Raw genomic sequence first — 23,273 nt, 5'->3', positions numbered from 1 at the left:
CGCCACTGCCCCATCGCCGGAAGACGTTCCGGGAGCGCGAGGGGGTAACCCCCTCGCATTGTTCTTCTTCGCCTTCAATCCGCCGCTTGAGGAACCATGATGGTCATACCCTCAAGCCCATCGCTGACCGGGATTTGACACGCCAGACGCGAGGTGGCGAGCCGCCCCTCGATCGAGTCCAGAAGATCGTTTTCCTCATCCGATACTGGCGGCAGTTTTGCAAACCAGTCGGGGCTGATCACGACATGGCATGTGGCGCAGGAGCAACCGCCGCCGCAAAAGGCCTGAATATCCTCGAAACCGCTGTCGCGCAGGGCTTCCATCAGCGACTGGCCTTCCGAGGCGGTCACGGTGATGTCCTGAGTCTTCACGGTGGAGACTTTGAAAATGGTCATGATTGTCCTCTTGGAACCCGGGCACCCGCTTGGAGCGCCCGGCCTTGCTCAGTAATGGAAGTGGAAATCGACGCCGACGCGGCGCGGTGTCAGCACGCCCTGGGCGTAGTAGCGTTCGACCACGCCGGTGCGGACCTGATTGTAGGAGCTGACGTCATTGCTGATTGCGGTAACGGCATATTTGTCGAAGATGTTGTCAGCATAGACGCCGATGTCGAAGGTCTTCGCGTGATAGGTGACGGATGCGCGATGCGTCACATAGCCGGGAATATCCTGGCCATTGCCGCGCAGGCCGATGCGGGAATAGATATCGCCGACATAGGTCGTGGCCCAATTGGCCTCGATATCGCGCCCCTGGCTCAACGGGAAGGTGTATGTCAGCTGAGCGCTGCCTGAATTCTTGGCCGATCCGGGTAGGCGGTCACCCTTATAGACATCATAAGCCACGCCGCCGCTGACGACGATGCCCGAAGCATCCTGCGTAAGATGTGCGTCGACATAAGAATAAGTGCCTGCCAGCTGCAGTCGCGGTGTGACCTTGAATTGACCGGAGAACTCGACACCCTGCGACACGGCATTCTTGGCGTTGACCGTTACACCCACGGCACCGTTGACGGTCTGGGTCGAGACCTGAATGTTGTTCCAGTCGACATGGAACGCATCCAGCGTGAATTGCAGGCGTTTGTCGAACAGGGAGGCGCGGATACCGATTTCGGCGTTGCGGGTTTTGTCCGGCTTGTAGACCAGCTCATTGGGCAGGGCGCAGACATTCTGCCCCGGGCTCAACGGCAGCACGCAGGGCGCGACGCGGTTGACATTGCCCGTGCGATAACCCGTGCTGTAGGTGGCATAGGCCAGCAACTGATTGCTGAACTTGTAGGAGGTGTTGGCTTTCCACACCGTGCCGCTGGCATTGGTGGCGCCCGATTTGATGCGGCTGGCCGCGAATTGCACCAGCGGATAGGGCGTGCGGGCAAGGCCTCCGCTGGTGAGGGGCGTGTCTGTGCCGCCGGCGGCTTCCGCGTCATATTTGAAGTAACGCAGGCCGCCTGTCACCTGCCAGGCGTTGGTGATATGGAAGGTGCCCTCACCATAGACCGCCTTTTCCTTGGTGGCGGTGTTCACGAAGGACATATATTCCAGATCGTCAGGGCGGTTGACGCCGATGAAATTGGCGTAGCCTGGCGTGTATTCACGATAATTGCGATAGTCGCGAAGATTGTTGTAGAAACCGCCGACCACCCAGCTGAACGGACCGCCATGCGAAGAGACCAGGCGAACTTCCTGATTGAATTGGCGGTAATATTCGGTCTGTGTGTTGTAGGATGAAAAGGCAGGGAAGGCCTCATAGCCATAATCGAGATCGAGCAGGAGGTCGGTGTTGTCCTCCTTGTCCTGGATCTTCTGATTGGTGTAGGCCGTTGTCGCGACCAGCTGCGCGATGCCGAGATTGACGTTGAATTCGGCGGAGAACAGGTCCGATATGCGCGTGGTCGGCTCAAGATAGCGCCAGGGGCCTTCATAGTTGCCGGTGCCCAGCACGCCGGCGCCATTGGCCTGCCTGCCGCCGGTTCTGGTTTCCTGATGCGCATAGGTCAGATAGGATTTGATATCGGGATTGACCTCGACAAGCAGCTGGTTGCGCGTTGTGAACGTATGTTCGTAATTGACATCGCGCTTGCTATAGAAGTTTGCGGCGTAATCGGCAGGAGTGCCGAATGATCCCTGCGCCGCTGTCGTGCCGCGCACGGGTTGCGGGTTCGAGACACCCGGGTTTTTCAGAAGATGATCGTAGTCGATAAAGCCGGGATTGTCATAGTAACCCACGACCGAGCGCAGGGCGACATGATCCTTGATGATGGGGATGTTGATCGCGCCATCGATGTTGACCCCCGCCGATGAGCTATGAGACTGGCCATAGGCACGCTCATGGAAATCGAAGGAGAAACGGTCGGTGGTGGGGCGGTTGGGCATGTAGCGCACCGCGCCCGATAGTGTGCCGAGGCCATAGAGCGTGCCTTGCGGCCCCTGCAGCACCTCGACACGGCTGATGTCGATCAGCTTGAAATCAAGATAAAGCGGAACTTCACCAAGATAGACGCCCAGAGCATTCTGGTAGTTTGAACCACTTGCGCTGGTGCTGGAAGAAGAAATGCCGCGCAGAATGATGTTGCCGGTTGAGCTTGGCCCGGTATCGACCACAGTCATGCCAGGCGTGAAGGCGGAAAGCGCTTTCACATCATCGATGCGCTGTTTGGAGAGCTGTTCGGCACTGACAGCGCTGATGTTGATCGGAGCATCCTGAAGCGTGGTGGAGCGGCGGGTGGCCGTCACCACGATTTCATTGGCAGCGCCCGGTGTGGCGCCTGCAGGGTCCGGTGCGGCGTCTGCGGCAAAGGCCGGAGCGGAAGCGGCGCCCATCAGCATGGTCGCGCATAATAACGACTTACGGAAAGATTGCTCGGTCACTTCGGCCCCCTTCTGTTTTGAAAAAGCCTGTCGCAAAGTGACATCCCCTCATGGACGCCCGGCTACGCCAGTGTCGTCAGCCAGATCCTGGCCATTGTTCCCTGATGGAACCCCGAATGGAGAAGGCGTTCCACGTTTGACTCTTGGATTGGCCCGGCATGGACGCGGTACAGGAGGGTCTTCTGCCGAGCGATGCTTATACGCTATTGATATTACCTAGATGGTCAAGCGTAATAATTATTGTGCATTGCAGTATGAAGAGATCTGGCATCATGCGCGGGAAATGCGCGATATTTTCAAGGTGAACCCTGAGGGAAGCGCCGTAATCATGCGCATCCCTGGAACCGGCAAGAGGTGTGGCGTTCATCGAAACAGTCATGAAGAAGCTTCCTGATTCGCAGTGGAGCTATGTTCACAAAGGCAATGAAAAACAGATATTTGTGTGAATGGTTCAGGCGCGCGCCAAGAGGCGGCGAGAAGCGCTGACTGTGTCGCTCATCGCTGCCTTGTGTCTGGCGTTTCCGGGCAGAAAGCTGGCCTGATATTACCAATCATCGAATACGTAATATTTCCACTGGACAGCTGGGATGATGATCGCGATGCTGCAGTGCAAAGGGGACGAATCATGCCAGGATCATTCCGCAAGACCCGCAATCTCACCCTGATGGCCGCTGTGTTTCTGGTGGCATCCTGCTCTCCCTCTACGAGCGATACGGCTAAACCGCGCCATGAATTCAACATCGGCTGGTCGATCTACACCGGCTGGATGCCATGGCCTTATGCGCAGCAGGCTGGTATCGTGAAGAAGTGGGAAGACAAATACGGCATCAAGATCAACATCGTTCAGGTGAACGACTATGTTGAATCGGTCAATCAATACACCGCCGGAAAGTTCGACGGCGTCACGGTCACCAATATGGATGCGCTGACCATCCCGGCCGCAGGCGGCAAGGATACCAGTGCGATCATTCTTGGCGATTACTCCAACGGCAATGACGGTATCCTCGTGAAGGGTGGCGGCAAAGTTGGCGATATCAAGGGCAAGTCGATCTATCTGGCCGAGCTGACAGTCTCGCATTATCTGCTGGGCCGCGCGCTCGACGCCGCCAAACTGTCCTTCAATGATGTGAAGACGGTCAATACGTCAGATGCCGATATTGTCGGCGCCTTTGCCAGCCCGGACGTGAAGGCCGCGGTGGCCTGGAACCCGCAGCTTTCGACCATGAAGGCGCAGGCCGGGGTCAAGCAGGTTTTCAGCTCCGCCGATGTGCCGGGCGAGATCCTCGATCTGCTGGTGGTCGATACCAACACGCTCAAGGCCAACCCCAATCTGGGCAAGGCGCTGGCGGGCATCTGGTATGACACGGTTACGCTGATGAAGAGCCCTGACGCCAAGGGCAAGGAAGCCCGCGCCCAGATGGCCAAGCTGGCGGGTGCCAAGCCCGAGGTCTTCGATAGCCAGATCACCACGACCTATCTTTATGACGATCCCAAGGCGGCGGTGGCGGCAACAACCGCTCCGGCATTGGAAACGACGATGAAGAGGGTGCGTGACTTCAGCTTCTCCAAGGGGTTGTTCAAAGGCGCGACTTCAGCGGATGCCGTGGGTATTGGCTTTCCCGGCGGCAAGACTTTGGGCGATAGCCAGCATGTCACCCTGCGTTTTGACGAAAGCTTTATGAAAATGGCCGCCGACGGCAAGCTGTGATCGCTTGGGTTTCGCGCTCCATCAAGGTGGTATGACACGATGCGTTGGGTAAACCGTCACATGCGGCGGCAGGACCGCCTGTTTCTGGGCGGGCTGCCGATTGCGCTGCTGCTGCTGCTCTACCTGTTCATGGCGATGCAGCGCCACAGCATCAACCCTGCTGACAAGATTCTGCCCCTGCCCAGCGGCATGGCGCAGAGCCTTGGCGCGCTGATGGCTCAGCCCGATCCCTTGTCGGGCAAGCTGATCTTTATGGCCGATACCATGGCCAGTCTGGAACGGCTTGGCATTGGCATCGGCATCTCCACATTGATCGCGCTGTTTGCAGGCCTTGCGCTGGGCGTGCTGCCGCCGGTGCGCGCCACCTTAGGCCCGCTGGTGACAGGCATTGCCGTGATCCCGCCGATTGCTCTGCTGCCGATCCTGTTTATCGCGCTGGGGCTGGGCGAAACCGCGAAGATCGCGTTGATCGTGCTGGGCATTGCCCCCGCCATGCTGCGCGATCTGGCAGGCCATATCGCAGCCCTGCCGCGCGAGCAGATCATCAAGGCGCAGACGTTGGGCGCGGGCAGTTGGCAGATCATGATCCGCGTTGCTTTGCCTCAGGCCATGCCGCGCCTGCTGCAGGTGGTGCGCCTGTCGCTCGGCCCGGCGTGGGTCTTCCTGATCTCCGCCGAGGCGATCGCTTCGGATGTCGGCCTTGGCTATCGGATCTTTCTGGTGCGGCGTTATCTCGCGATGGATGTGATCATTCCATATGTTGTGTGGATCGCTGTGCTGGCGATCCTGATGGACGCCGCTCTGGCGCTGATGAGCCGCCGTCTCTTCCCCTGGGCGCATGGAGCAAGCCATTGAGCGCGCTTCTCAGCCTTCGCGGCGTCTGGGTCGAATATGGCGACAAGGTCGTGCTGGAGAAGGTCGACCTCGATGTCGAGGCAGGCTCCTTCGTCTCCATCGTGGGGCCATCGGGCGCCGGCAAGAGCAGCTTCCTGCGCGTCATCCTGGGGCAAGAGGTGCCGACACGTGGCAGCATCCTGCTCGATGGCGTGCCGCTGGCCCCCGAATGCGGGCCGGATCGTGGCGTGGTCTTCCAGCGCTATTCGGTCTTCCCGCATCTCACGGCGCTGCGCAACACGGTCTTCGGGCTGGAATGCGAAAAGGCGCCCTTGGCCGCGCGGCTCTTCGGCAGTGCCCGCCGCGCCGCCGAGGAGGAAGCCGCCGCCATGCTCAAGGCCGTAGGTCTGGGTGACAGCCTGCATCTCTACCCCGCGCAAATGTCGGGCGGCATGCAGCAGCGCCTTGCCATTGCTCAGGCGCTGCTCAAGCGTCCGCGTATTCTGCTGCTGGATGAGCCGTTCGGCGCGCTCGATCCGGGTATCCGTGCCGATATGCATGCGCTGATCCGCCAATTGTGGGGCGATTACGCACTGACCATCATCATGGTCACGCATGATATTCGCGAGGCTTTCAGCCTTGGCACCCGCGTTCTCGCACTCGACAAGCGCCGCCATGACCCGCATGCGCCGCATCGTTACGGTGCCACGGCGGTTTATGACCTGCAGCTCGATCGTAAAGACAGACAACCTATCGGTATTACGGTTGACAATAAAGGTAATAAACTGGAGGCTGCGGTATGAGTTCAGAATCGACCCTGGCCCGCCTCAGCATCAGCCTGCCCGCCGACCTTTTCCGACAGCTCGATATGATGGTGGAGGAGCGGGAACTGCCCTCTCGTTCGCAGCTGATCTCCGAGCTGATCCGCCATGCTCTGGCCGAGCATGAAGCGCTGATCCGCCCAGAGGAGATGCTCGCGGGCACGATCACGCTGGTCTATCGTGGCGAGCGTGGCCGCGTTCGCCACCAGCTGGCCCAGACCGAGGCGGAATTCCTGCGCGAGGTGATTTCCGCGCAGCATGTTTTTCTTGAGGATGACCAGTCGCTGGAGGTTCTGCTGGTGCAGGGCCCGGCGATCAGGCTGAAGGAATTATGTGATGCACTGCGCCGGGTGCGCGGTGTGCAGCAACTTGAACTCGTCACCACCACGGCGCTTCTGCCTCCCTTGCACGAACATGGGCATGAGCATGACGCCAAGCGGAAAGGAACAGGCGAATGAGCCAGATTTTGGCCAACCCGCTGGCTGCGCGCGATCACGCCCGCGCCATGGGCGGCACGCAGGTTGAAACCATGCCGATCATCCCGCCAGTCGCCAGTGATCTGCCCGAGGATGTGGCGGCGGAGGATCTGCTGTGGGAAGAAACCATCGCGGCGGGCGGCTATGCCACGCGGCGTCTGGCACGCGGCGCGCGGCTGCGGCTGATCGATCTGCAGGGCGATGCCTGCGCCTCGCTGATGCTCTTCAACGCCGAGATGCCGACCGAGCGGCTCAATGTCGCCGATACGGTCAAGATCCAGTGGAATGCTTATCTGGAGGCAGGCAAGCTGCTGCTTTCCGATATGGGCCGGGTGCTGATGAGCATTCTGGAGGATGACGCGGAAACCCACGACACTTTCTGCGGCACCTCCAACGAAGCGGTCAACACGCGCAAATATGGCGAAGGCCGCAACAGCGGCGCCTTCCCCAATGGGCGTGACCGGCTGCTGCTGGGCGCCGCCAAGCACGGCCTTGGCCGCCGCGACGTTCACCCCTGCATCAACCTGTTCAAGGGCACACGGATCGAGGCGGATGGCACCATCACCCCGGTGATCGGCCCCTTCGATGCGGGCCGCAGCGTGGTGCTGCGCGCCGAGATGGATGTGATCGTGGTCATCGCCAACTGCCCCCATGTGCTTGACCCGCGCGAGGCATGGAGCATCTCGCCGCTGCGCGTTTCCGCATGGCGCGGCGCCGTCACCCCCACGCAAGATCCCATTCGCAATGCGACGCCGGAGGGCCTGCGCGCCTTCCAGAACGTCGAGGATTACTACCGCCGCTAGAGCCGCTTAACCCGCTCCAGATTGTGTTTGACCGCGTTTCGCGGAGCGGAGCCCTGTGCCCGCCGCATGCGACAACGCCCAGTTGCAAGGAAGGCCGCCATGAGCGCTGATCCTCATCTCTCCGGACTGACCGGCACCCCGATCCATGACGAGATCGTGCCCGCCCGCGCGCCCTGGCTGCACACGGTGAAGGCCGGGCAGACGCTGCGCATCGTCGATCTGGAAGGCAATCAGGCGGTGGATTTCATGATCTATGCCGCCGCCGACGATGCCGAGCGTTACAGCGCTCAGGACACGGTTTCGGCGCAAGGCAATCTGTTCCTGCGCGGCGGCAGCGTGCTGCTCTCCAACGAAGGCAATCCGATGATGACCATCACCGGCACCTCGGTGGAGTATCATGACACGATCGGCGGCGCCTGCTCCTGCGAGTCCAACACCTTGCGCTATGGCCATCACACCAAGTCGCAACACGCCTGCGTCGAGAACTTCCTTGAGGCCAATCTGGCGCAGGGGCGCGGCAAGCGCGATATCGTCTCCAACATCAACTTCTTCATGAATGTGCCGGTCGAGGCCGATGGCGCGCTGGGCATTGTCGACGGCATTTCGGCGCCGGGCCTGCTGGTCGATCTGCGCGCCGAGATGGATGTGATCGTGGCGGTCTCCAACTGCCCGCAGATCAACAATCCCTGCAACGCCTTCAACCCCACCCCCGTCCGCATGATTGTCGCCGCATGAGCTTCGACACCGTCCTGATCGCGAACAGGGGCGCGATCGCCACCCGCATCATCCGCACATTGAAGCGCATGGGGCTGCGCTCGGTTGCCGTCTATTCGGAGGCGGATGAGGGCTCGCTGCATGTCGCCCTGGCCGATGAGGCGGTGTGCATCGGCGCGGCGCCCGCCATGGAAAGCTATCTCAACGCCGCCAAAATTCTGGAGGCCGCCAAGGCCACCGGCGCCGGGGCGATCCATCCCGGCTATGGCTTTCTGGCTGAAAACGCCGACTTTGCCGAAAGCTGCGCCGCGGCAGGCATCGTCTTTATCGGCCCCACGCCGGAGAACATCCGCACCTTCGGCCTGAAGCACAGCGCCCGCGCTTTGGCGCAGGCGCATGGTGTGCCGCTGGCCCCCGGCACCGGCCTGCTGACCGATGAGGAAGAGGCCGTCACGGCGGCCCGCAGCATCGGCTATCCCATCATCCTCAAAGCCACCGCAGGCGGCGGTGGCATCGGCATGCGCATTTGCGAGGACGAGGCCGCCATCCGCCAGGGCTTCGCCACCGTGGCGCGTCTGGGCGAGGGCAATTTCGGCGATGCCGGTGTCTTCCTCGAACGTTACGTGGGCCGGGCGCGCCATGTCGAGGTGCAGATCTTCGGCGATGGCGCGGGCCATGTCATGGCTCTGGGCGAGCGCGACTGTTCCCTTCAGCGCCGCAACCAGAAGGTGGTGGAGGAAGCCCCTGCGCCCCTGCTGCCCGATCATGTCCGCAAGGATCTGATCGCCTCGGCAGTGCGGCTGGGGCAGGCGGCCAGCTATCGCTCGGCAGGTACGGTCGAATTCCTTTACGATGCCGATCAGCAGCAGTTCTTCTTCCTTGAGATGAACACCCGCCTGCAGGTCGAACATGGCGTCACCGAAGAGGTGATGGGCGTCGATCTGGTCGAATGGATGGTGCGCGGTGGGGCCGGGGATTTCACCTTCCTCGATGCCGAAGCGCCACGGCCAAAGGGCCATGCGGTGCAGGTGCGCCTCTATGCCGAGGACCCTGCGGTCGATTATCGCCCCACCTCGGGCATGCTCACCGCGCTGGAATTTCCCGCAGACATCCGCGCCGAAACATGGTGCATGGCGGGCACCACGATCAGCGCCTGGTACGATCCGATGTTGGCCAAGCTGATCGTTCACGCCCCCACGCGCGAGGAAGCTGTGGCCGCAATGCAGAGCGCGCTGGACCACAGCCGCGTCGATGGCATCGAGACCAATCTGCGCTGGCTGCGCGATGTGGTGCGCTCCCCCGCCTTCACCAGCGGTGAGGTGTCGACCAAGGCGCTCGATAGTGTGACCTACCACCCGCGCAGCATCCGCGTGATCAGCGGCGGCACGGCCACCACCGTGCAGGACTGGCCGGGGCGTGAGGGCCTGTGGGCCATTGGCGTGCCCCCTTCGGGGCCGATGGACGATCAATCCTTCCGTCTGGGCAACCGCCTGCTGGGCAATCCGGAGGGCACGGCGGGGCTGGAAGTGGCCGTTGCCGGCCCCAGCCTGCTGTTCAATACGCCCGCGCGCGTCTGCCTGATGGGCGCTGATTTCGGCGCGACGCTCGATGGCGCTGCCGTAGCGCGCGGCATTCCGGTGGAGATCGTCGCAGGGCAGACTCTGGCGCTGAGCCGCATGGCGGGCGGCGGCATGCGCGGCTATGTGCTGTTTGCCGGAGGGCTGGATGTGGCGGCCTATCTGGGCAGCCGCAGCACCTTTGAACTGGGCCAGTTCGGCGGCCATGCCGCGCGCCGCCTACTGGCGGGCGATACGCTACATCTGGGCGATGCCCCGGCACAGCAGGCACTGTCAGACGTCAGCCTGCCTGAACTGCCCACGGATTGGGCCTTGCGCGTGCTCTATGGCCCGCACGGTGCGCCCGATTTCTTCACGCCGAAGGACATCGACACCATCACCGCCGCCGAATGGCAGGTGCATTACAACAGCAACCGCACCGGCGTGCGCCTTGTCGGCCCCAAGCCGGAATGGGCGCGCTCGGATGGCGGCGAGGCGGGCTTGCACCCCTCCAACATCCACGACAACCCCTATGCCATCGGCGCGGTGGATTTCACCGGCGATATGCCGATCATCTTGGGCCCGGATGGACCCTCGCTGGGCGGTTTCGTCTGCCCCTTCGTGGTGATCGCGGCGGATCGCTGGAAAATCGGCCAGCTCAAGCCGGGAGATCGGCTGACCTTCGTGCCGGTCACCATCGCGGATGCGCAGCAAGCCGATGCCGCGCAAAAGGCGCTGATCGCCACCGGTGCGGAACCCTGCTCTACCCCCGCGCGCGCCATTTCTGATCTTTCGCCGATCCTCACGCAGATCGCAGAGGCACCGGGCCGCCCGCGCGTGGTCTATCGCCAGCAGGGCGACCGCAACATTCTGGTCGAATATGGCGATATCGTGCTGGATATCGAGCTGCGCATCCGTGTCCATGCCCTGATGCGCGAGCTGGAGCAGCAGGCGCTGCCCGGCGTGATCGATATCGTGCCCGGCATCCGCTCGCTGCAACTGCACTTCGACGGCAAGGCGCTGACCCAGCAGACCGCTCTGGCCGCGCTGGTGGCGGCCGAAGAGCGTCTGGGCGATCTGGCGGATTTCTCGATCCCCTCGCGCGTCGTGCATCTGCCGCTCAGCTGGCGCGATCCGGCCACCATCGAGACCATCGAAAAATACATGAGCGCCGTGCGCGCTGACGCGCCCTGGTGCCCGGACAACATAGAATTTATCCGCCGCATCAATGGCCTGCCCGATGCCGATGCGGTGGAGAATCTGATCTTCAATGCCAGCTATCTGGTGCTGGGTCTGGGCGATGTCTATCTGGGCGCGCCGGTGGCAACGCCTGTGGATCCAAGGCACCGGCTGGTCACCACCAAATACAACCCCGCGCGCACCTGGACCCCGCCCAATGTGGTGGGCATCGGCGGGGCCTATATGTGCATCTATGGCATGGAGGGGCCGGGCGGCTATCAGCTCTTCGGTCGCACGATCCAGGTGTGGAACACCCATCGCCAGACCGACAGCTTTATCGACGGCAAGCCATGGCTGCTGCGCTTCTTCGACCAGATCCGCTTCTTCCCCGTCAGCGCGGATGAACTGACCGAATGGCGCCGCGATTTCCCCAGCGGTCGCCGCCCGATCAAGGTCGAGGAGTCCGAATTCCGCCTCGCCGATTATCGCGCCTTTCTGGTCGAGAATGCGCAGGATATCGCGCAATTCGAAACCAGCCGTCAGGCCGCTTTCGATGCCGAGCGCGATGATTGGCAGCGCAAGGGCGAATTTGACCGCGCACCGGAAGCCGAAGACACCGATAGCGCCCCTGTCACCATCGAGGTGCCGGAAGGGGCTGAACTGCTCGAAGCCTCTTTCGGCGGCAGTGTCTGGAAGATGCTGGCGGCGCCCGGCGATGAGGTCAAGGCAGGCGACACGCTCGCGGTGATGGAGACCATGAAGATGGAATATCCGGTGGAAAGCCCCGGTGCGGGCACGATCGAGGCGGTCTACCTTCAGGAACGGCAAAGCTTCCAGCCCGGCGCCGCCATGTTTGCGATCAGGCGCCAGTCATGAGCGCGATGAACCGGCGCAACGCCGCCACCATCGCCGCCGCCGTCAAGGCAGGCTGGACCAGCGCCGTTGCTGTGGCGCGCGAAACGCAGGAGCGGCTGGAGGCCTATGACAAGGTCCAGCCGCAGATCTGGATCAGCCGCGCCTCGCCCGAAGCGCTGCTGGCGCAGGCCGAAGCCATCGACGCCCGCGTGGCAGCGGGCGAGGTGCTGCCGCTGGCGGGCGTGCCCTTCGCGGTGAAGGACAACATCGATGTCGTCGGTTTCGAGACCACGGCGGCCTGCCCGGCCTTTGCCTATCGCCCGGAGGCTTCGGCCAGCGTGGTCGAGCGGCTGCTGGCGGCAGGCGCGCTGTGCATCGGCAAGACCAATCTCGATCAGTTCGCCACCGGGCTGGTCGGCACGCGCAGCCCCTATGGTATTCCGCGCAACGCTTACAATCTGGATTATGTCAGCGGCGGCTCCAGCTCTGGCTCGTCGGTGGCAGTGGCGGCGGGCCTCGTCTCCTTTGCTTTGGGAACGGATACGGCTGGCTCCGGGCGTGTGCCCGCCGCTTTCAACCATCTGATCGGCTTCAAGCCCAGCAAGGGGCGCTGGAGCACCAGGGGGCTGGTTCCGGCTTGCCGTACTCTGGATTGCATCACCGTCTTTACCGACGATACGGCGGATGCGCGGCTGGTCGATCTGGTGCTGGCGGAGTATGACGCCGGTGACCCCTATTCCAAAGTCTCGACCGATCAGCCGATCCGCCTGCCTGCCATCGGCGTGCCGCGCCGCGATCAGCGTGTGTGGTTTGGGGACGCGGAGTCCGAATATCTCTACGACCGCGCCATTGAGCGGCTGGCCAGTCTGGCGCCGATTGTCGAAATCGATCTCGAACCGCTGAGGGAAGCGGCACGGCTGCTTTATGAGGGGCCTTGGGTCGCCGAGCGGACCGCTGCCATTGCCGCTTTGCTGGCCGATAACCCGCAAGCCATCGATGACACCGTGCGCGAGGTGGTCGAACCCGGCACCGGGATCAGCGCTGTGGAGGTCTTCAACGGCATCTATCGTCTGGCCGATCTGAAGCGTCAGGCCGATGAGATGTGGACGCAGGTCGGCATGCTGGCCTTCCCCACCACCGGCACCACCTTCCGGGTGCGGGAGCTGGAGGCTGCGCCGATTGCGCTCAACAGCAATCTTGGGGCCTACACCAATTTCGTCAATCTGCTGGATATGGCCGCCGTGGCGGTTCCGGCGGGCGCGCGCGCCAATGGTACCGGCTTTGGCATCACGCTGATCGGCCCGGCTGACAGCGATATGGCGTTGCTGGCCGAGGCGGATTCCTATTTCTCGGCGTCGGATTTGCCGATGCTGCCACCTTTGGATCTGGAGGGTAAAATGCAGACTGTGAAACTGGCGGTTGTGGGTGCTCACCTCAAGGATATGCCGCTGCATTGGCAGCTGACTTCGCGTGAGGCGACGTTTGTGGGCGCGTTCCAGACGGCGCCGACCTATCGCCTCTATGCCATGGCCTACAGCGTGCCGCCCAAGCCCGCGCTGGTCTATGATGAGAGCGGGGCGGCCATCGCGGTGGAGGTTTATGAGCTGGGCGTGGCCGAATTCGGCAGCTTTGTGGTGGAAGTACCCGCGCCGCTGGCCATCGGCACGGTGACGCTGGAGGATGGCACCAGCGTGAAGGGCTTTGTCGCCGAGCCCCGCGCGATGACCGGCGCGAGGGACATTACCGAACTGGGCGGTTGGCGCGCCTATATCGCACAGCTGGCCTGATCTTTGGGGGAGGCTTTTATGCGCAGGCTCTGGGCTTTATGGATGGCGGCGGCGGGCTGCGTGTTGCCAGTGATGGCGCAAGCCCAGACTGCGCAGGTGATCGAGGTGCCCGGTTTCGCCGATTTTCTTGCCGTTGAGGGCAAGACCGTCTGGGCCACCAACCGGGGCCGGGTGGAGCATTGGTCACGCAAGGGCAAGCTGGCCGAGGTGGCCATGGCGCATCCTTGCGGGGCCATGGCGCTGTCTCACCACACGCTGTGGGTGGCCGATTGCAAGGAGGGCGCGCTCAAGCGGATCGATACGCGGACGGGGACCATCACCGCCACCATTCCCACCGGCATCGCCAACCCCAAGGGTGAGTTGAATGTGGTGGAAGGCGCCGGTTCGATCTGGGTGGCCAGCGATGAGAAAGGCGTGATTGCCCGCGTCGATCCGGGCAGCAACCGGGTGGTGAGCAGCATCACCGTGGATCCGGGCACCTTCTATCTGGCCTTCGGCTATGGCGCGCTCTGGGCCGTGAGCAGCGATCAGCAATCGGTGCAGCGCATTGATCCGTTGACCAGCAGGGTCACCGCCCGGACGGCTCTGGGGAAGACCCCCGGCTTTCTCGCCGTGGGTGAGGGCGCCGTCTGGGTGCAGGAGCAGGGTGACGGCACTTTGGCACGCGTCGACAAGGACAGCGGTGCGGTATCAGGCCGGGTGAAGGTGGGTGATAACCTCAAATGGGGCGATATCGACACTGGCGGCGGCAAGGTTTGGCTGCGCACCACCGACGATCAGCAATTTGCGGTGATCGATCCCGTGACGCTGGCGATCCGCGCGCGGGTTGGTGCGGCGGCAGGCAGTGGGGCCTTGCGTTACACCAAGGCAGGTGTGTGGAGTTCCGCGCATGACCAGCACACGCTGTCATGGTGGAAGAAGCCGAGGAAGATCGGGAAGTGAAGCGTCAGCCTGCCGGGGGTGGACCACCGGCAGGCGATGCTGTGTCAGCGATTGGAGGCGAGGCGGACTGCCGAAGGCTTGTCAGCCAGAGCGCTGCGGGCCTCGATCTTGCTGCGGATATCGGCCAGCACTTCGGCGCGGCAGGCGCGGGCCTGATCCTCAAGTGCGAGATGCACGCTGGCCATCTTCTCACCACAGACGGCGCGGGCGGCCTGATCCATGCGGATGGCAAGGCGGTGCTGGCCCTGAGGCGTGGCAAGATCAAGGTCGCTCAGCTGCAGCACGGCCTTGTCCTGAGCGAAGGGGTTGCTTGTGGTGGTGGCCGCAGAGGCCGCGGTCGCCATCGTCGCGGCGGCCAGCAGGGCGGCGAGGCCCATCAGGCGGGTGGTCATGCATCATCTCCTGCGAAGCGTCGCCTTGTGGCGACTGCTTGCGGACCATACCTCACGGGGCAGGGGATGGCCAGCAGAAGCGCTGGGGGCTAGCGTTGCCCGATGGTCAGGGCGGCAAGATCGGTGGTGTGGCCCAGCAGGCCGATGGGCAGATCCGCCATGGCGGGCTCGGTCTGCCCTGTGGTTGTGATCGCAATCCTTCGCGCAAAGGGCGTTGCCCATTGGCGCAGAGTGGTGACCGGCACGCGCACGCGCCAGTTGCGGCTGCCTTCGACGGACACTGCATGATCCTCGATCAGCACGGCGGAGGCCGGATTGTCACGGTGGCCGGAGATCATAAGGCAGATCTCGCCATGGTAGGTGACCAGCCTTGTGTCGGGCTGTGAGGCCGCCATCGCGGGAGCGGCAAGGGAGGCGATCAGGCCTGAGGCCAGTAGGGGGCTAGTCCAATGCAATGCCTGACCTTTCGAAAAAGCGCGCCACCGGGGCCAGAACCTCGGCATGCTGCTTCCAGCGCGCCACCGCATCCTTGTAGAGCGGGCGACGCACCTGCGCGGCGCTGGGGGTGGAAACCGGGGCGCTGTTGGTGTGGAAATTCAGGCAGGCCTCCGACCAGTCCAGCCCGCAATGATCCAGCAGGCGGCGGGTCTGGCCCTCCTGATCTTCGATCACATCCTCATAGCGCAGTTCCAGCACGCGGCCCGGCAAGGCCTGATGCCAGAAGGCCATCAGCCGGTCGAAACGGGCGTAATAGGCCGCGATATCCAGCAGATCGTAGCTGTAATCATAGTAGCGCGAGCTGATCGCGAAGAGATTGCGGAAATTGCTGAGCACCGTGTCCATCGGATGCCGGCGCAGGCAGACGATCCGTGCTTGAGGCAGCGCCTTGGCGATAAAGCCGACATAGTGGAAGTTGCCGGGGAATTTGTCGGTAAAGCGGCGGGTGGTGTCGCGGCGGTGATGGCTGGCGCTGCGCAGATAGTCGCGCCCGATCTCGCCCATATCTTTCAGCGCTGCCGCCGCGACGGTTTCGGGGTCCAGAATGACCGGGCTGCGCGTGGCTGAGGCTTTTTTGACCGCCAGCGGCATGGCCTGCAGCTCTCCGGCGCTTTCCACCTCGGGATGGGAGGAGAGGATGCGGTCGATCAGCGTGGTGCCGGTGCGGGGCATGCCAATGATGAAGATCGGCGAGTCTTGCGGCGCACCGCTGTTGGGGGCTTGGGCCAGTTGCGGCCAATGGGCTTCCATGGCGTCGAAAGCGGCGGCGTCCTGCGCGAAGCTGTAGGGCAAGGTTTGGCGATAGGCGGCATTGACCGCGCAAAGCTGGGTCAGCGCTTCCCTGGGCCTGCCCACATCCTCCAGTTCCTTGGAGAGTGCATAGCCCAGCAGCAATTTGCTGCGGTCATCGCGTGCCTGCGCATGGGTGCGGGTCAGGCGCTCGATATGTTGGGTTTCGGGGGTTTGCTTGCGCAGGCTGGCCAGCAGGTGATGGGCGCGGGCATGGCCCGGCTCCAACGCGATCAGCGCTTCGAGCGCGGCATCGGCCTCATCCACCCAGCCAAGGAAATTGAGCGTCACCGCCTGATTGTAGAGATACTCGCTGTTGCGCGGCTCAAGCCGGACGGCTTCGGCGAAATGGGGCAGGGCGGCGGTGTGATCGCCCAGACGGGCATAGACACAGCCCATCGTGTCGCGGCTGAGCGCATCGGTGGGGGGCGCTGTTTCGGCGGCGCGGAGCATGGCCGCCGCCTCTCCATCTTGCCGTAGCATGATCAGCAGCCGGGCCAGTTGTGCGCGATATTCCCCTTGAGCATCAAGCGCCACCGCGTGTTCGAGATGGGGAACTGCCAGCCTGATGCGCCCCGCTCCCGCCTCGGCAATCCCGATCAGGAAATGGCCCTCGGCATCGTTGGGATCGTTGGCGACCAGCGCTGCGGCATGGCGCTGCGTCCCGGCAAAATCGCCCCGGGCAAGGGCGCCGCGCGCCGCACTCGTGAGCTTGGCGCGCAATGTCGTCATGCCGTTGCATCACCGCTGGGTTGCAGCGCGGCCTGCTGACGGCGCTGTTTGTAGGCATCGATCAGGGGCTGGAAGGGGAAGATCATCTGCTCGCGGATGGACAGCCGCTTGCGGTCATCCTGACCCACGATGCTGGCCTCACCGCTGCGGAAGGTGCCGAAGATGCGGTCGATCAGGATCAGCGAATTGCCGTAATTGCAGCGGGTGCTTTCATAATCGGTCGAGTGATGCAGGCTGTGATGCTGGATGGTGGTGAAAAAGAAGGAATAGAACCACGGCGGATCGGCGCGCACATTGGCATGGGCGAAGGTGGAGACCACCGTCATTACGCCAAAGGCGCAGAACAGGGCCTTCTCCTGAAGGTCGAACAAGGCCAGCACGCTCAGGCTGATGAGGAACAGTTCGATCGGATTGCCCACCGCGCCCTTGGCCGCATTGAGCTGGGTGATGTGGTGATGCGGCGCATGAACCAGCCAGAAGGGCAGCTTGTTGTGCATCAGGCGATGCATCCAGTACTGGCCGAATTCCACGATAAAGACCGCCAGCGCCACCTGCGCAAGAAAGGGCATATGCTCGGCCCATGGTGTGGCAATGCCCAGCGCTTGCTTGAGGTCTTTCAGCGGTGTTTTGGTCAGGAAATCCGAAGCCCGCTCAATGGCGGTCGATCCCAGCACGACATAGAACAGGTCGGTGAAGAACTCCTGCCAGTTCATGCGCCAGCCGGCGTGCCGCTCATGCACGAATTCCAGCCCCAGCACGATCACGGTGATCAGCGGGCCGATCACGATGATGGTCCATGAATTGTCGACCAGCACCTTGGGACCCATCCACCAGAACAGGATCACCATGGCGACCATCGCCGGGGGCACCAGATTGAACAGCTTGTCCTTCATATCGATTCCCGTCTGGAACGCCGGTTTCCGGCTTGGGGGAAGACTGATGCAGGGTGGGTCATCAGGGCAGATGCAAATTTGCGATGAAAGCCATAGATCCACACTATGCCCTCCCTAGGATCGGCGCTGCGCACGGATGCGCCGCACCACTTCATCGAGGAAAAGCTGGGTGGCCGTGTCACGCGCGGGCTCGGCGCGGGCCAGCAGGAACAGCTCGTAGGAAGGCTCGAATTCGGTGTGGAGCATCGGCCACAGCTTGCGCTTGGCCACCTCATCCTCCACCGCCATGATCGGCAGAAAGCCGATGCCCACGCCCTGCAGGATCAGGCGCCGGGCCTCATTGATGTCCTCGGCCATGCCGCTGACCTTCATGCCCAGCCGGTAGCGGCGGCGCAATTGGGTGATGGTTTCGATCTCATCCTCGCCGGTGAGGACGAAGCCCTCATCCTTCAACTCGTTGAGGCGGCCGACGCGATAGCCGAACAGGCGGTGGTTGCGCGCGCAATAGAGTTGCTGGCGCTCGGTAAACAGCGGCTCATAGATCAGCGAGCCGCGCACATTGTTGTCATAGCCCACGCCGATCTCCACCTCGCCCTGCTCGATGGCGTCGAGCACCTGCCGCCAGGGCGAGACGCGGATCTCGATATGGATGTCGGGATTGCGGACATGGAAGCTGGCGATGGCCTCGTCGAATTCGGGCGAGACCAGCCCGGAGATGATCTGGATGCGCACGATGCCTTCGACGCGCTTGGTGGCCTGCGCGATCTGATGCGGCATCATGCGTGCCGATTCGAGCATATCCTCGCACAGGGCCATCATCGCACGGCCTGCCGTGGTCATCTCCACGCCTGTGGCGGTGCGGTGAAGCAGCGTGGCGCCGACGCTTTCCTCCAGCCGTTTCAGCGCCGCGCTGATGCTGGGCTGCTGGCGGTTGAGCTGCCGCGCCGCTGCGCCGATGCCGCCCGCGCGCACGATGTCCACGAAGGTGCGCATCAGATTCCAATCGACGCGGCTGGCAAATTTCTTGTCACTGATCGGCATAGGGGAGAAAGTCGCGCAAATCCCCACGCGATGCACTGGGGCATAGAGCGTATCTATGGCCTTCATAAGATATTGGCCTCTGGCGTGATGGGGGTGCTTTTATGAAGCTGCCCCCACATCATGAGGGAAAGCTTATGGAAGCGGTTCGCGTCGGCAACAGGCTGATCGGGGCTCAGGCCCCGGTGACGGTCGGGTGGGAGAACATCCCGCGCGTGGAGGGCGGGCCGCTCAAGCGCTTCGTCTTCACCTGGTTTCAGCCCACCATGCTCTTCGCGCTGATCCTGTTCTGGTATTATGCGCCCAATTCCATCGCCAAGACCTCCACCGCGGTGGGGATCGGCATCGGTTTTAAAGTGCTGCTGCTGGGTCTGGAATGGGTCAATCCGCGCTATCGCAGCTGGCGGCTGACATGGAAGGAGCTGGTCACCGATCTGTTCTATGTCGGGCTGGGCTACACGCTGGTGCGGCTGGTGAACGGCTACATCGGCTCGGGCGTGATGGTCAAAGCCGTGCAGCATGCCTTCGATTGGGAGAAGTTCACCTGGTTCATGGGGCTGCCGCTGCTGGTGCAGGCCTTCCTGATCTCCTTTATCTTCGATTTCGGTCAATATTGGATGCATCGCGGGATGCACAATTGGTATCCGCTCTGGCTGCCCCATTCGGTGCATCACTACATCACCCAGCTCAACATCAACAAAGGCGCGGTGGGCAATCCGGTCGAGATCTTCCTGATCGGGCTGGGCGTGGGTGGCTTTTTCGATTTCCTGCCGCGCGCCGCGCTGCTGGCGGGGGCGATTGGCATGGCGGTCAGCACCTATCAGCATATCAATGTGCGTTTCAACACGCCGCGCTGGTGGCGCTTCGTCTTCAACACCACCGAACATCACAGCGTGCATCATTCGCAGGATTTCGAGGCCAGCCGCAGCAATTACGCTGGCACCTACATCTTTATCGATCGCATGTTCGGCACCTGCATCGATGGCGAGGCCGAACTGCTGGGCATGGAAGGCGGTCGCCGCATGTCGATCCGCGAGCAGATGACCTATCCCTTCACCGAAGGATGGAATGCGCTGAAAGACCGCTTCGCGCGGCCTGCCGAGGTGATGCCCGCCGAATAAGGCGCATTCTTCTGAAGGATTTGATGTGACACTGCATTGGCTCGACAGGATCTGGCATATCACGGGCAGCCTGCCGCTGGCTGCGGGGCAGTCGCGTGAGGAGGCTTTTGGCAGGCTCGATCCGCTGTTCCGACAGTCTGGCACGGCGCGCGAAAGGCGGGGCGACACGCTGACATTCCGCAAGAAGGATCAGGCGGCGCAGGACAGCATGTCGGTCTTCGATGGCGGGGTGCTGCAGATCAGGGAGAGCGCGGCGGGGGCAGAGCTGCATTATCGGCTGAGCAGCCGGGCGCTGCTGTTCTGCTTTCTCGCACCTTTGCTGTTTCTGGCCTTTGCGCAGCTGACGATCGTTCTGGGCACATTGGAAAAGCCCGCTGCTCCGGCGGTGGCGGGGCACAAGGACGTGAAAAAACTCGTGGAGCTGCCGCAAAGCCCGATCGACAAGGCTCTGGGCGCCCCGGCTCCAGACAAGCCGAAAAAGGACGGCACCGACCTGTCCGAAGGGCAGGACAAGAAGCCTTCGCCGACCTCCGCCTATGTCTTCGCGGCGATGTTTGCGGTGCTGTATGTGGCGGGGCGCATTCTTGAAGACCGTCTGGTCAAATCCTTATTCCGAAAAGCTTTGCTGGGCCTGTCTGTGGAAGAGCCGGCCTTGGGGATGGCGGCCTGATCCCTTGCCCGAACTCGGGCGTTCAGATCAGCAAGCCATCTTCGACGGCTTTTTGCGCCGTCGCGACAATGGTATCGATGCTGACCCTCAGGCGGGGCAGCATGGCGGGGGCGGCGGGCCACAACACATGGACCGGGAGATGACCGGCCAGCCGGTCGTCCAGCACGCTGATCAGCGCGCCGCTGGCGATTTCATCCTGCACCAGCCAGCGCGGCACCAGCCCTATGCCATGACCGGCGCGAATGGCTGACAGCGTCAAGAGACTGCCGTCCAGCATCAGCGCCGCGTGAGGCGTGATGCTGCGTAGCGTGCCGTCAACTTCGCGGAACAGCCAGGGCAGGGGGCGATGATCACGCCGCGTGGCGATCAGCCTGTGATCTGCCAGATCCTCGACGTTTTCGGGTGGTGAGCGCTCGGCCAGACAGGCGGGGGAGCAGCAGAGGGCGACACGCTGCAACCCCAGCCGTCGCGCCATGACAGCAGGCAGATCGGGCAAATCGCCAATGCGGACCGCCAGATCGATGTCACCTGCGGACAGCTCAGCCTTTTGCGTGGACAGGGCAATATCGAAGCTGAGCAAAGGCCAGAGGCGGCACAGTTCGTAAAGCGCCGGGGCGATGATGTGTGTCCCCAACAAGGGCGGCAGGCTGACCCTGACCGTTCCCGCCGGATGCCGCGTCGAGGCGGAGAGCATGGTCTCCACGCGGGCCATTTCCGCGCGCGTGATGTGGCAATGGTCGCGATAGATGATGCCTTCCCCGGTCAGCGAGAGCCGACGGGTGGTGCGATGAAACAGCGCGATCCCCAGCCTTTGTTCCAGCCGCGCCACGGCCTTGGCCACGGCGGAAGGCGACAGGCCGATGCCTGAAGCGGCAGCCGCGAAGCTGCCTGCCTCACAGACGGCGAGGAAAACGCCGGGATCGTCGCCGGGGATATGAGTCATGGCCGATGAATGGAGAATTTTATGCGTGAATGACAGGAAAATATATCGCTTTAACGGCATCTGATGCGGCAATAGCATCGCGGGCATGACTGAAAATCGCTTATACGCCATCCTTGGCGGCACTTCGGGGATCGGCCTGGCCACGGCGCGGCAACTGGTAGCACGCGGGGATCGGGTTTGGATCGGCGGGCGTTCGCCGGAGCGTCTGGCAGAGGCTTTGGCCCAACTCGGGGATCGTGCGAAGGGCACGCTCGTGGACATCACGGATCGCGAGGCACTCACAACCTTCTTTGCGCGAGGCGTCCCGCAGGGCGAGGCTTTATCCGGCCTGTTCACCCCGGCGGCCTCCTATCGCACCGGCCCCTTTCGCCATGGCGATACGGCCACCAGCGAGGCGTTGTTTCAGGCGAAATTCTGGGGGCAATATTGGGCGGTGTATGCGGCCTTGCCGGTGCTGCGCAGCGACGCCTCGTTGGTGCTGATGTCCGGGGCGGCGTCTCAGCGCCCGATCGGCGCCCCGGCCTATGCCGCCTGCAATGCCGCGCTTGAAGGGCTGGCGCGGGGCTTGGCGGTCGAGCTGGCGCCCATCCGCGTCAACTGCCTGTCTCCCGGAACGACCGACAGCGAGCTTTGGCGCAATCGGCCCGCCGATCAGCGCGAGGTCGCCTATGCCCAATGGCGGCAACTATGCCTTCTGGAGCGCCCGGCCAGCGTCGCAGAGCAAGCCCATGCCGCACTGTTCCTGCTGGACAACACCAATATGACCGGCAGCACGCTCTGCTGCGATGGGGGCTATACGTTCCGCTGAAGGTCCGTTTTAACCGCAAGGGTTGCTGTTGACCGGCGCCCATGGCAACCGCATCACGGCCATGTGTTGCCCCCGGTTTTGAAAGCGGTTCTCCATGCTTGATAGTGCCCCTGCCGTGATCTGCGCGGGTGTTGCCGTGATCCTCTCGGGCATGTCGAAAGGGGGCTTTGCCGGGATCGGCGCGCTGGCCATGCCGGTGATGGCGCTGGCCAATCCGCCCTTGGAAAGCGCGGCGGTGCTGCTGCCAATTCTGGTGGTGCAGGATGTCGTCAGCGTCTGGTCGTTCCGCAAAAGCTGGGATCGCACCGTGCTGCTGGTGATGCTGCCCGGCATGGCGATGGGCGTGTTGCTGGGCTATCTCTTCGCCGCGCGCGTTTCGGAAAGCGCGGTGCTGGGGACGGTTGGCGCGCTGTCGCTGCTGTTTGGTCTGCAACGCCTGTGGCAGGAGCGGGGCAATGCGGTGGTGCTGCCCTCCACATCGCCGCGCTGGCTGGGGGTGTTGTTCGGGATCGGCTCGGGCTTTGGCAGTCAGGTGGCGCATGCCGGGGCGCAGCCGTTTCAGATGTGGGTGCTGCCGCGCCGCCTGCCGCGCGATGCGCTGGTCGGGTCCACGGCGATCTGCTTTGCCTTTATGAACTGGATCAAGGTGCCCGCCTATCTGGCGCTGGGGCAGTTCAGCCGGGCCAATCTGCTGGCCTCCGCCGCGCTGATGCCGGTGGCGCTGGCCGCGACGATGGGGGGCGTGGTGTTGGTGCGCAAGGTCGATCCCGCGCGTTTTTATCGCATCATCTATGCGCTGATGATCGCCATCGGCATCAAGCTGGTGCTGGATGGGGTGGGCTGGCCGTAA

General features: G+C 62.9%; 22 protein-coding genes. 14 read left to right on the top strand and 8 right to left on the bottom strand.

The annotated features are described in order from the left end of the window. Nucleotides 1-74 precede the first annotated feature (74 nt). Both HGK27_RS21035 and HGK27_RS21030 read right to left on the bottom strand, forming a co-directional pair. Nucleotides 75-395, bottom strand: coding sequence for a 2Fe-2S iron-sulfur cluster-binding protein (locus tag HGK27_RS21035; RefSeq protein WP_206244781.1), 321 nt, complete (start codon nt 393-395; stop codon nt 75-77). Nucleotides 396-443: 48 nt separating this feature from the next. Then, nucleotides 444-2,816 carry a TonB-dependent receptor gene (locus HGK27_RS21030; protein ID WP_407674705.1) on the bottom strand — a complete coding sequence of 791 codons (2,373 nt, stop codon included), beginning with the start codon at nt 2,814-2,816 and terminating at the stop codon, nt 444-446. Between the two features lie 268 nt (nt 2,817-3,084). Between HGK27_RS21030 and HGK27_RS21025 the strand changes: the two genes are divergently transcribed. The 10 genes from HGK27_RS21025 (at nt 3,085) to HGK27_RS20980 (ending at nt 14,539) form a co-directional block, all read left to right on the top strand. Beyond that, nucleotides 3,085-3,258 carry a hypothetical protein gene (locus HGK27_RS21025; protein WP_206244780.1) on the top strand — a complete coding sequence of 58 codons (174 nt, stop codon included), beginning with the start codon at nt 3,085-3,087 and terminating at the stop codon, nt 3,256-3,258. A gap of 231 nt (nt 3,259-3,489) precedes the next feature. Continuing rightward, complete coding sequence (locus tag HGK27_RS21020) at nt 3,490-4,572, top strand: putative urea ABC transporter substrate-binding protein (RefSeq protein ID WP_206244779.1); 1,083 nt, start codon at nt 3,490-3,492, stop codon at nt 4,570-4,572. A gap of 39 nt (nt 4,573-4,611) precedes the next feature. Then, nucleotides 4,612-5,427, top strand: a complete 816-nt coding sequence (locus HGK27_RS21015; RefSeq protein ID WP_206244778.1) for an ABC transporter permease — start codon at nt 4,612-4,614, stop codon at nt 5,425-5,427. Beyond that, on the top strand, nt 5,424-6,209 hold the full coding sequence (locus HGK27_RS21010; protein ID WP_206244777.1) for an ATP-binding cassette domain-containing protein: 786 nt from the start codon (nt 5,424-5,426) through the stop codon (nt 6,207-6,209). Before HGK27_RS21015 ends, HGK27_RS21010 begins: the two co-directional genes overlap by 4 nt. Then, a complete protein-coding gene (locus HGK27_RS21005) occupies nt 6,206-6,685 on the top strand; it encodes a CopG family ribbon-helix-helix protein (protein WP_206244776.1) in 480 nt (159 codons plus the stop codon). The genes HGK27_RS21010 and HGK27_RS21005 overlap by 4 nt, the downstream gene beginning before the upstream one ends. Continuing rightward, nucleotides 6,682-7,506, top strand: a complete 825-nt coding sequence (locus tag HGK27_RS21000; RefSeq protein WP_206244775.1) for an urea amidolyase associated protein UAAP1 — start codon at nt 6,682-6,684, stop codon at nt 7,504-7,506. Before HGK27_RS21005 ends, HGK27_RS21000 begins: the two co-directional genes overlap by 4 nt. Before the next feature lie 99 nt (nt 7,507-7,605). Continuing rightward, on the top strand, nt 7,606-8,241 hold the full coding sequence (locus tag HGK27_RS20995) for an urea amidolyase associated protein UAAP2 (RefSeq protein WP_206244774.1): 636 nt from the start codon (nt 7,606-7,608) through the stop codon (nt 8,239-8,241). Further along, complete coding sequence (gene uca / locus HGK27_RS20990) at nt 8,238-11,831, top strand: urea carboxylase (RefSeq protein WP_206244773.1); 3,594 nt, start codon at nt 8,238-8,240, stop codon at nt 11,829-11,831. The genes HGK27_RS20995 and uca overlap by 4 nt, the downstream gene beginning before the upstream one ends. Next, nucleotides 11,828-13,597 carry an allophanate hydrolase gene (gene atzF, locus HGK27_RS20985; protein ID WP_206244772.1) on the top strand — a complete coding sequence of 590 codons (1,770 nt, stop codon included), beginning with the start codon at nt 11,828-11,830 and terminating at the stop codon, nt 13,595-13,597. Before uca ends, atzF begins: the two co-directional genes overlap by 4 nt. Before the next feature lie 18 nt (nt 13,598-13,615). Continuing rightward, complete coding sequence (locus tag HGK27_RS20980; protein WP_206244771.1) at nt 13,616-14,539, top strand: Vgb family protein; 924 nt, start codon at nt 13,616-13,618, stop codon at nt 14,537-14,539. A 44-nt stretch (nt 14,540-14,583) separates the two neighbouring features. Here HGK27_RS20980 and HGK27_RS20975 read toward each other — a convergent pair whose 3' ends face one another. The 5 genes from HGK27_RS20975 to HGK27_RS20955 form a co-directional block, all read right to left on the bottom strand. After that, nucleotides 14,584-14,931: a UrcA family protein gene (locus tag HGK27_RS20975; protein WP_206244770.1), complete on the bottom strand. Its 348-nt coding sequence runs from the start codon at nt 14,929-14,931 to the stop codon at nt 14,584-14,586. Between the two features lie 89 nt (nt 14,932-15,020). Continuing rightward, nucleotides 15,021-15,386, bottom strand: a complete 366-nt coding sequence (locus HGK27_RS20970; protein WP_241127693.1) for a hypothetical protein — start codon at nt 15,384-15,386, stop codon at nt 15,021-15,023. After that, nucleotides 15,373-16,950 (bottom strand): tetratricopeptide repeat-containing sulfotransferase family protein, encoded by a 1,578-nt coding sequence (locus tag HGK27_RS20965; RefSeq protein ID WP_206244769.1) that lies wholly within the window; start codon nt 16,948-16,950, stop codon nt 15,373-15,375. Before HGK27_RS20965 ends, HGK27_RS20970 begins: the two co-directional genes overlap by 14 nt. Beyond that, nucleotides 16,947-17,843 (bottom strand): sterol desaturase family protein, encoded by an 897-nt coding sequence (locus tag HGK27_RS20960; protein ID WP_206244768.1) that lies wholly within the window; start codon nt 17,841-17,843, stop codon nt 16,947-16,949. Before HGK27_RS20960 ends, HGK27_RS20965 begins: the two co-directional genes overlap by 4 nt. 114 nt (nt 17,844-17,957) lie before the next feature. Continuing rightward, nucleotides 17,958-18,884, bottom strand: coding sequence for a LysR family transcriptional regulator (locus HGK27_RS20955; RefSeq protein WP_206245462.1), 927 nt, complete (start codon nt 18,882-18,884; stop codon nt 17,958-17,960). A 134-nt stretch (nt 18,885-19,018) separates the two neighbouring features. Between HGK27_RS20955 and HGK27_RS20950 the strand changes: the two genes are divergently transcribed. Further along, a complete protein-coding gene (locus HGK27_RS20950; protein WP_206244767.1) occupies nt 19,019-20,002 on the top strand; it encodes a sterol desaturase family protein in 984 nt (327 codons plus the stop codon). 25 nt (nt 20,003-20,027) lie between these two features. After that, complete coding sequence (locus HGK27_RS20945; RefSeq protein WP_206244766.1) at nt 20,028-20,672, top strand: hypothetical protein; 645 nt, start codon at nt 20,028-20,030, stop codon at nt 20,670-20,672. 22 nt (nt 20,673-20,694) lie between these two features. On the opposite strand, the gene HGK27_RS20940 is transcribed toward HGK27_RS20945, so the two are convergent. Beyond that, a complete protein-coding gene (locus tag HGK27_RS20940; RefSeq protein WP_206244765.1) occupies nt 20,695-21,615 on the bottom strand; it encodes a LysR family transcriptional regulator in 921 nt (306 codons plus the stop codon). Nucleotides 21,616-21,700: 85 nt separating this feature from the next. Between HGK27_RS20940 and HGK27_RS20935 the strand changes: the two genes are divergently transcribed. Together HGK27_RS20935 and HGK27_RS20930 are read left to right on the top strand one after the other, a co-directional pair. After that, a complete protein-coding gene (locus tag HGK27_RS20935) occupies nt 21,701-22,423 on the top strand; it encodes an SDR family oxidoreductase (RefSeq protein WP_206244764.1) in 723 nt (240 codons plus the stop codon). A 94-nt stretch (nt 22,424-22,517) separates the two neighbouring features. Then, nucleotides 22,518-23,273, top strand: a complete 756-nt coding sequence (locus HGK27_RS20930) for a sulfite exporter TauE/SafE family protein (RefSeq protein ID WP_206244763.1) — start codon at nt 22,518-22,520, stop codon at nt 23,271-23,273.

This window comes from Novosphingobium terrae, from assembly GCF_017163935.1.
In the GTDB taxonomy this organism is placed as follows: Bacteria; Pseudomonadota; Alphaproteobacteria; order Sphingomonadales; family Sphingomonadaceae; genus Novosphingobium; species Novosphingobium terrae.
This window is presented reverse-complemented; position numbering and strand designations above follow the sequence as displayed.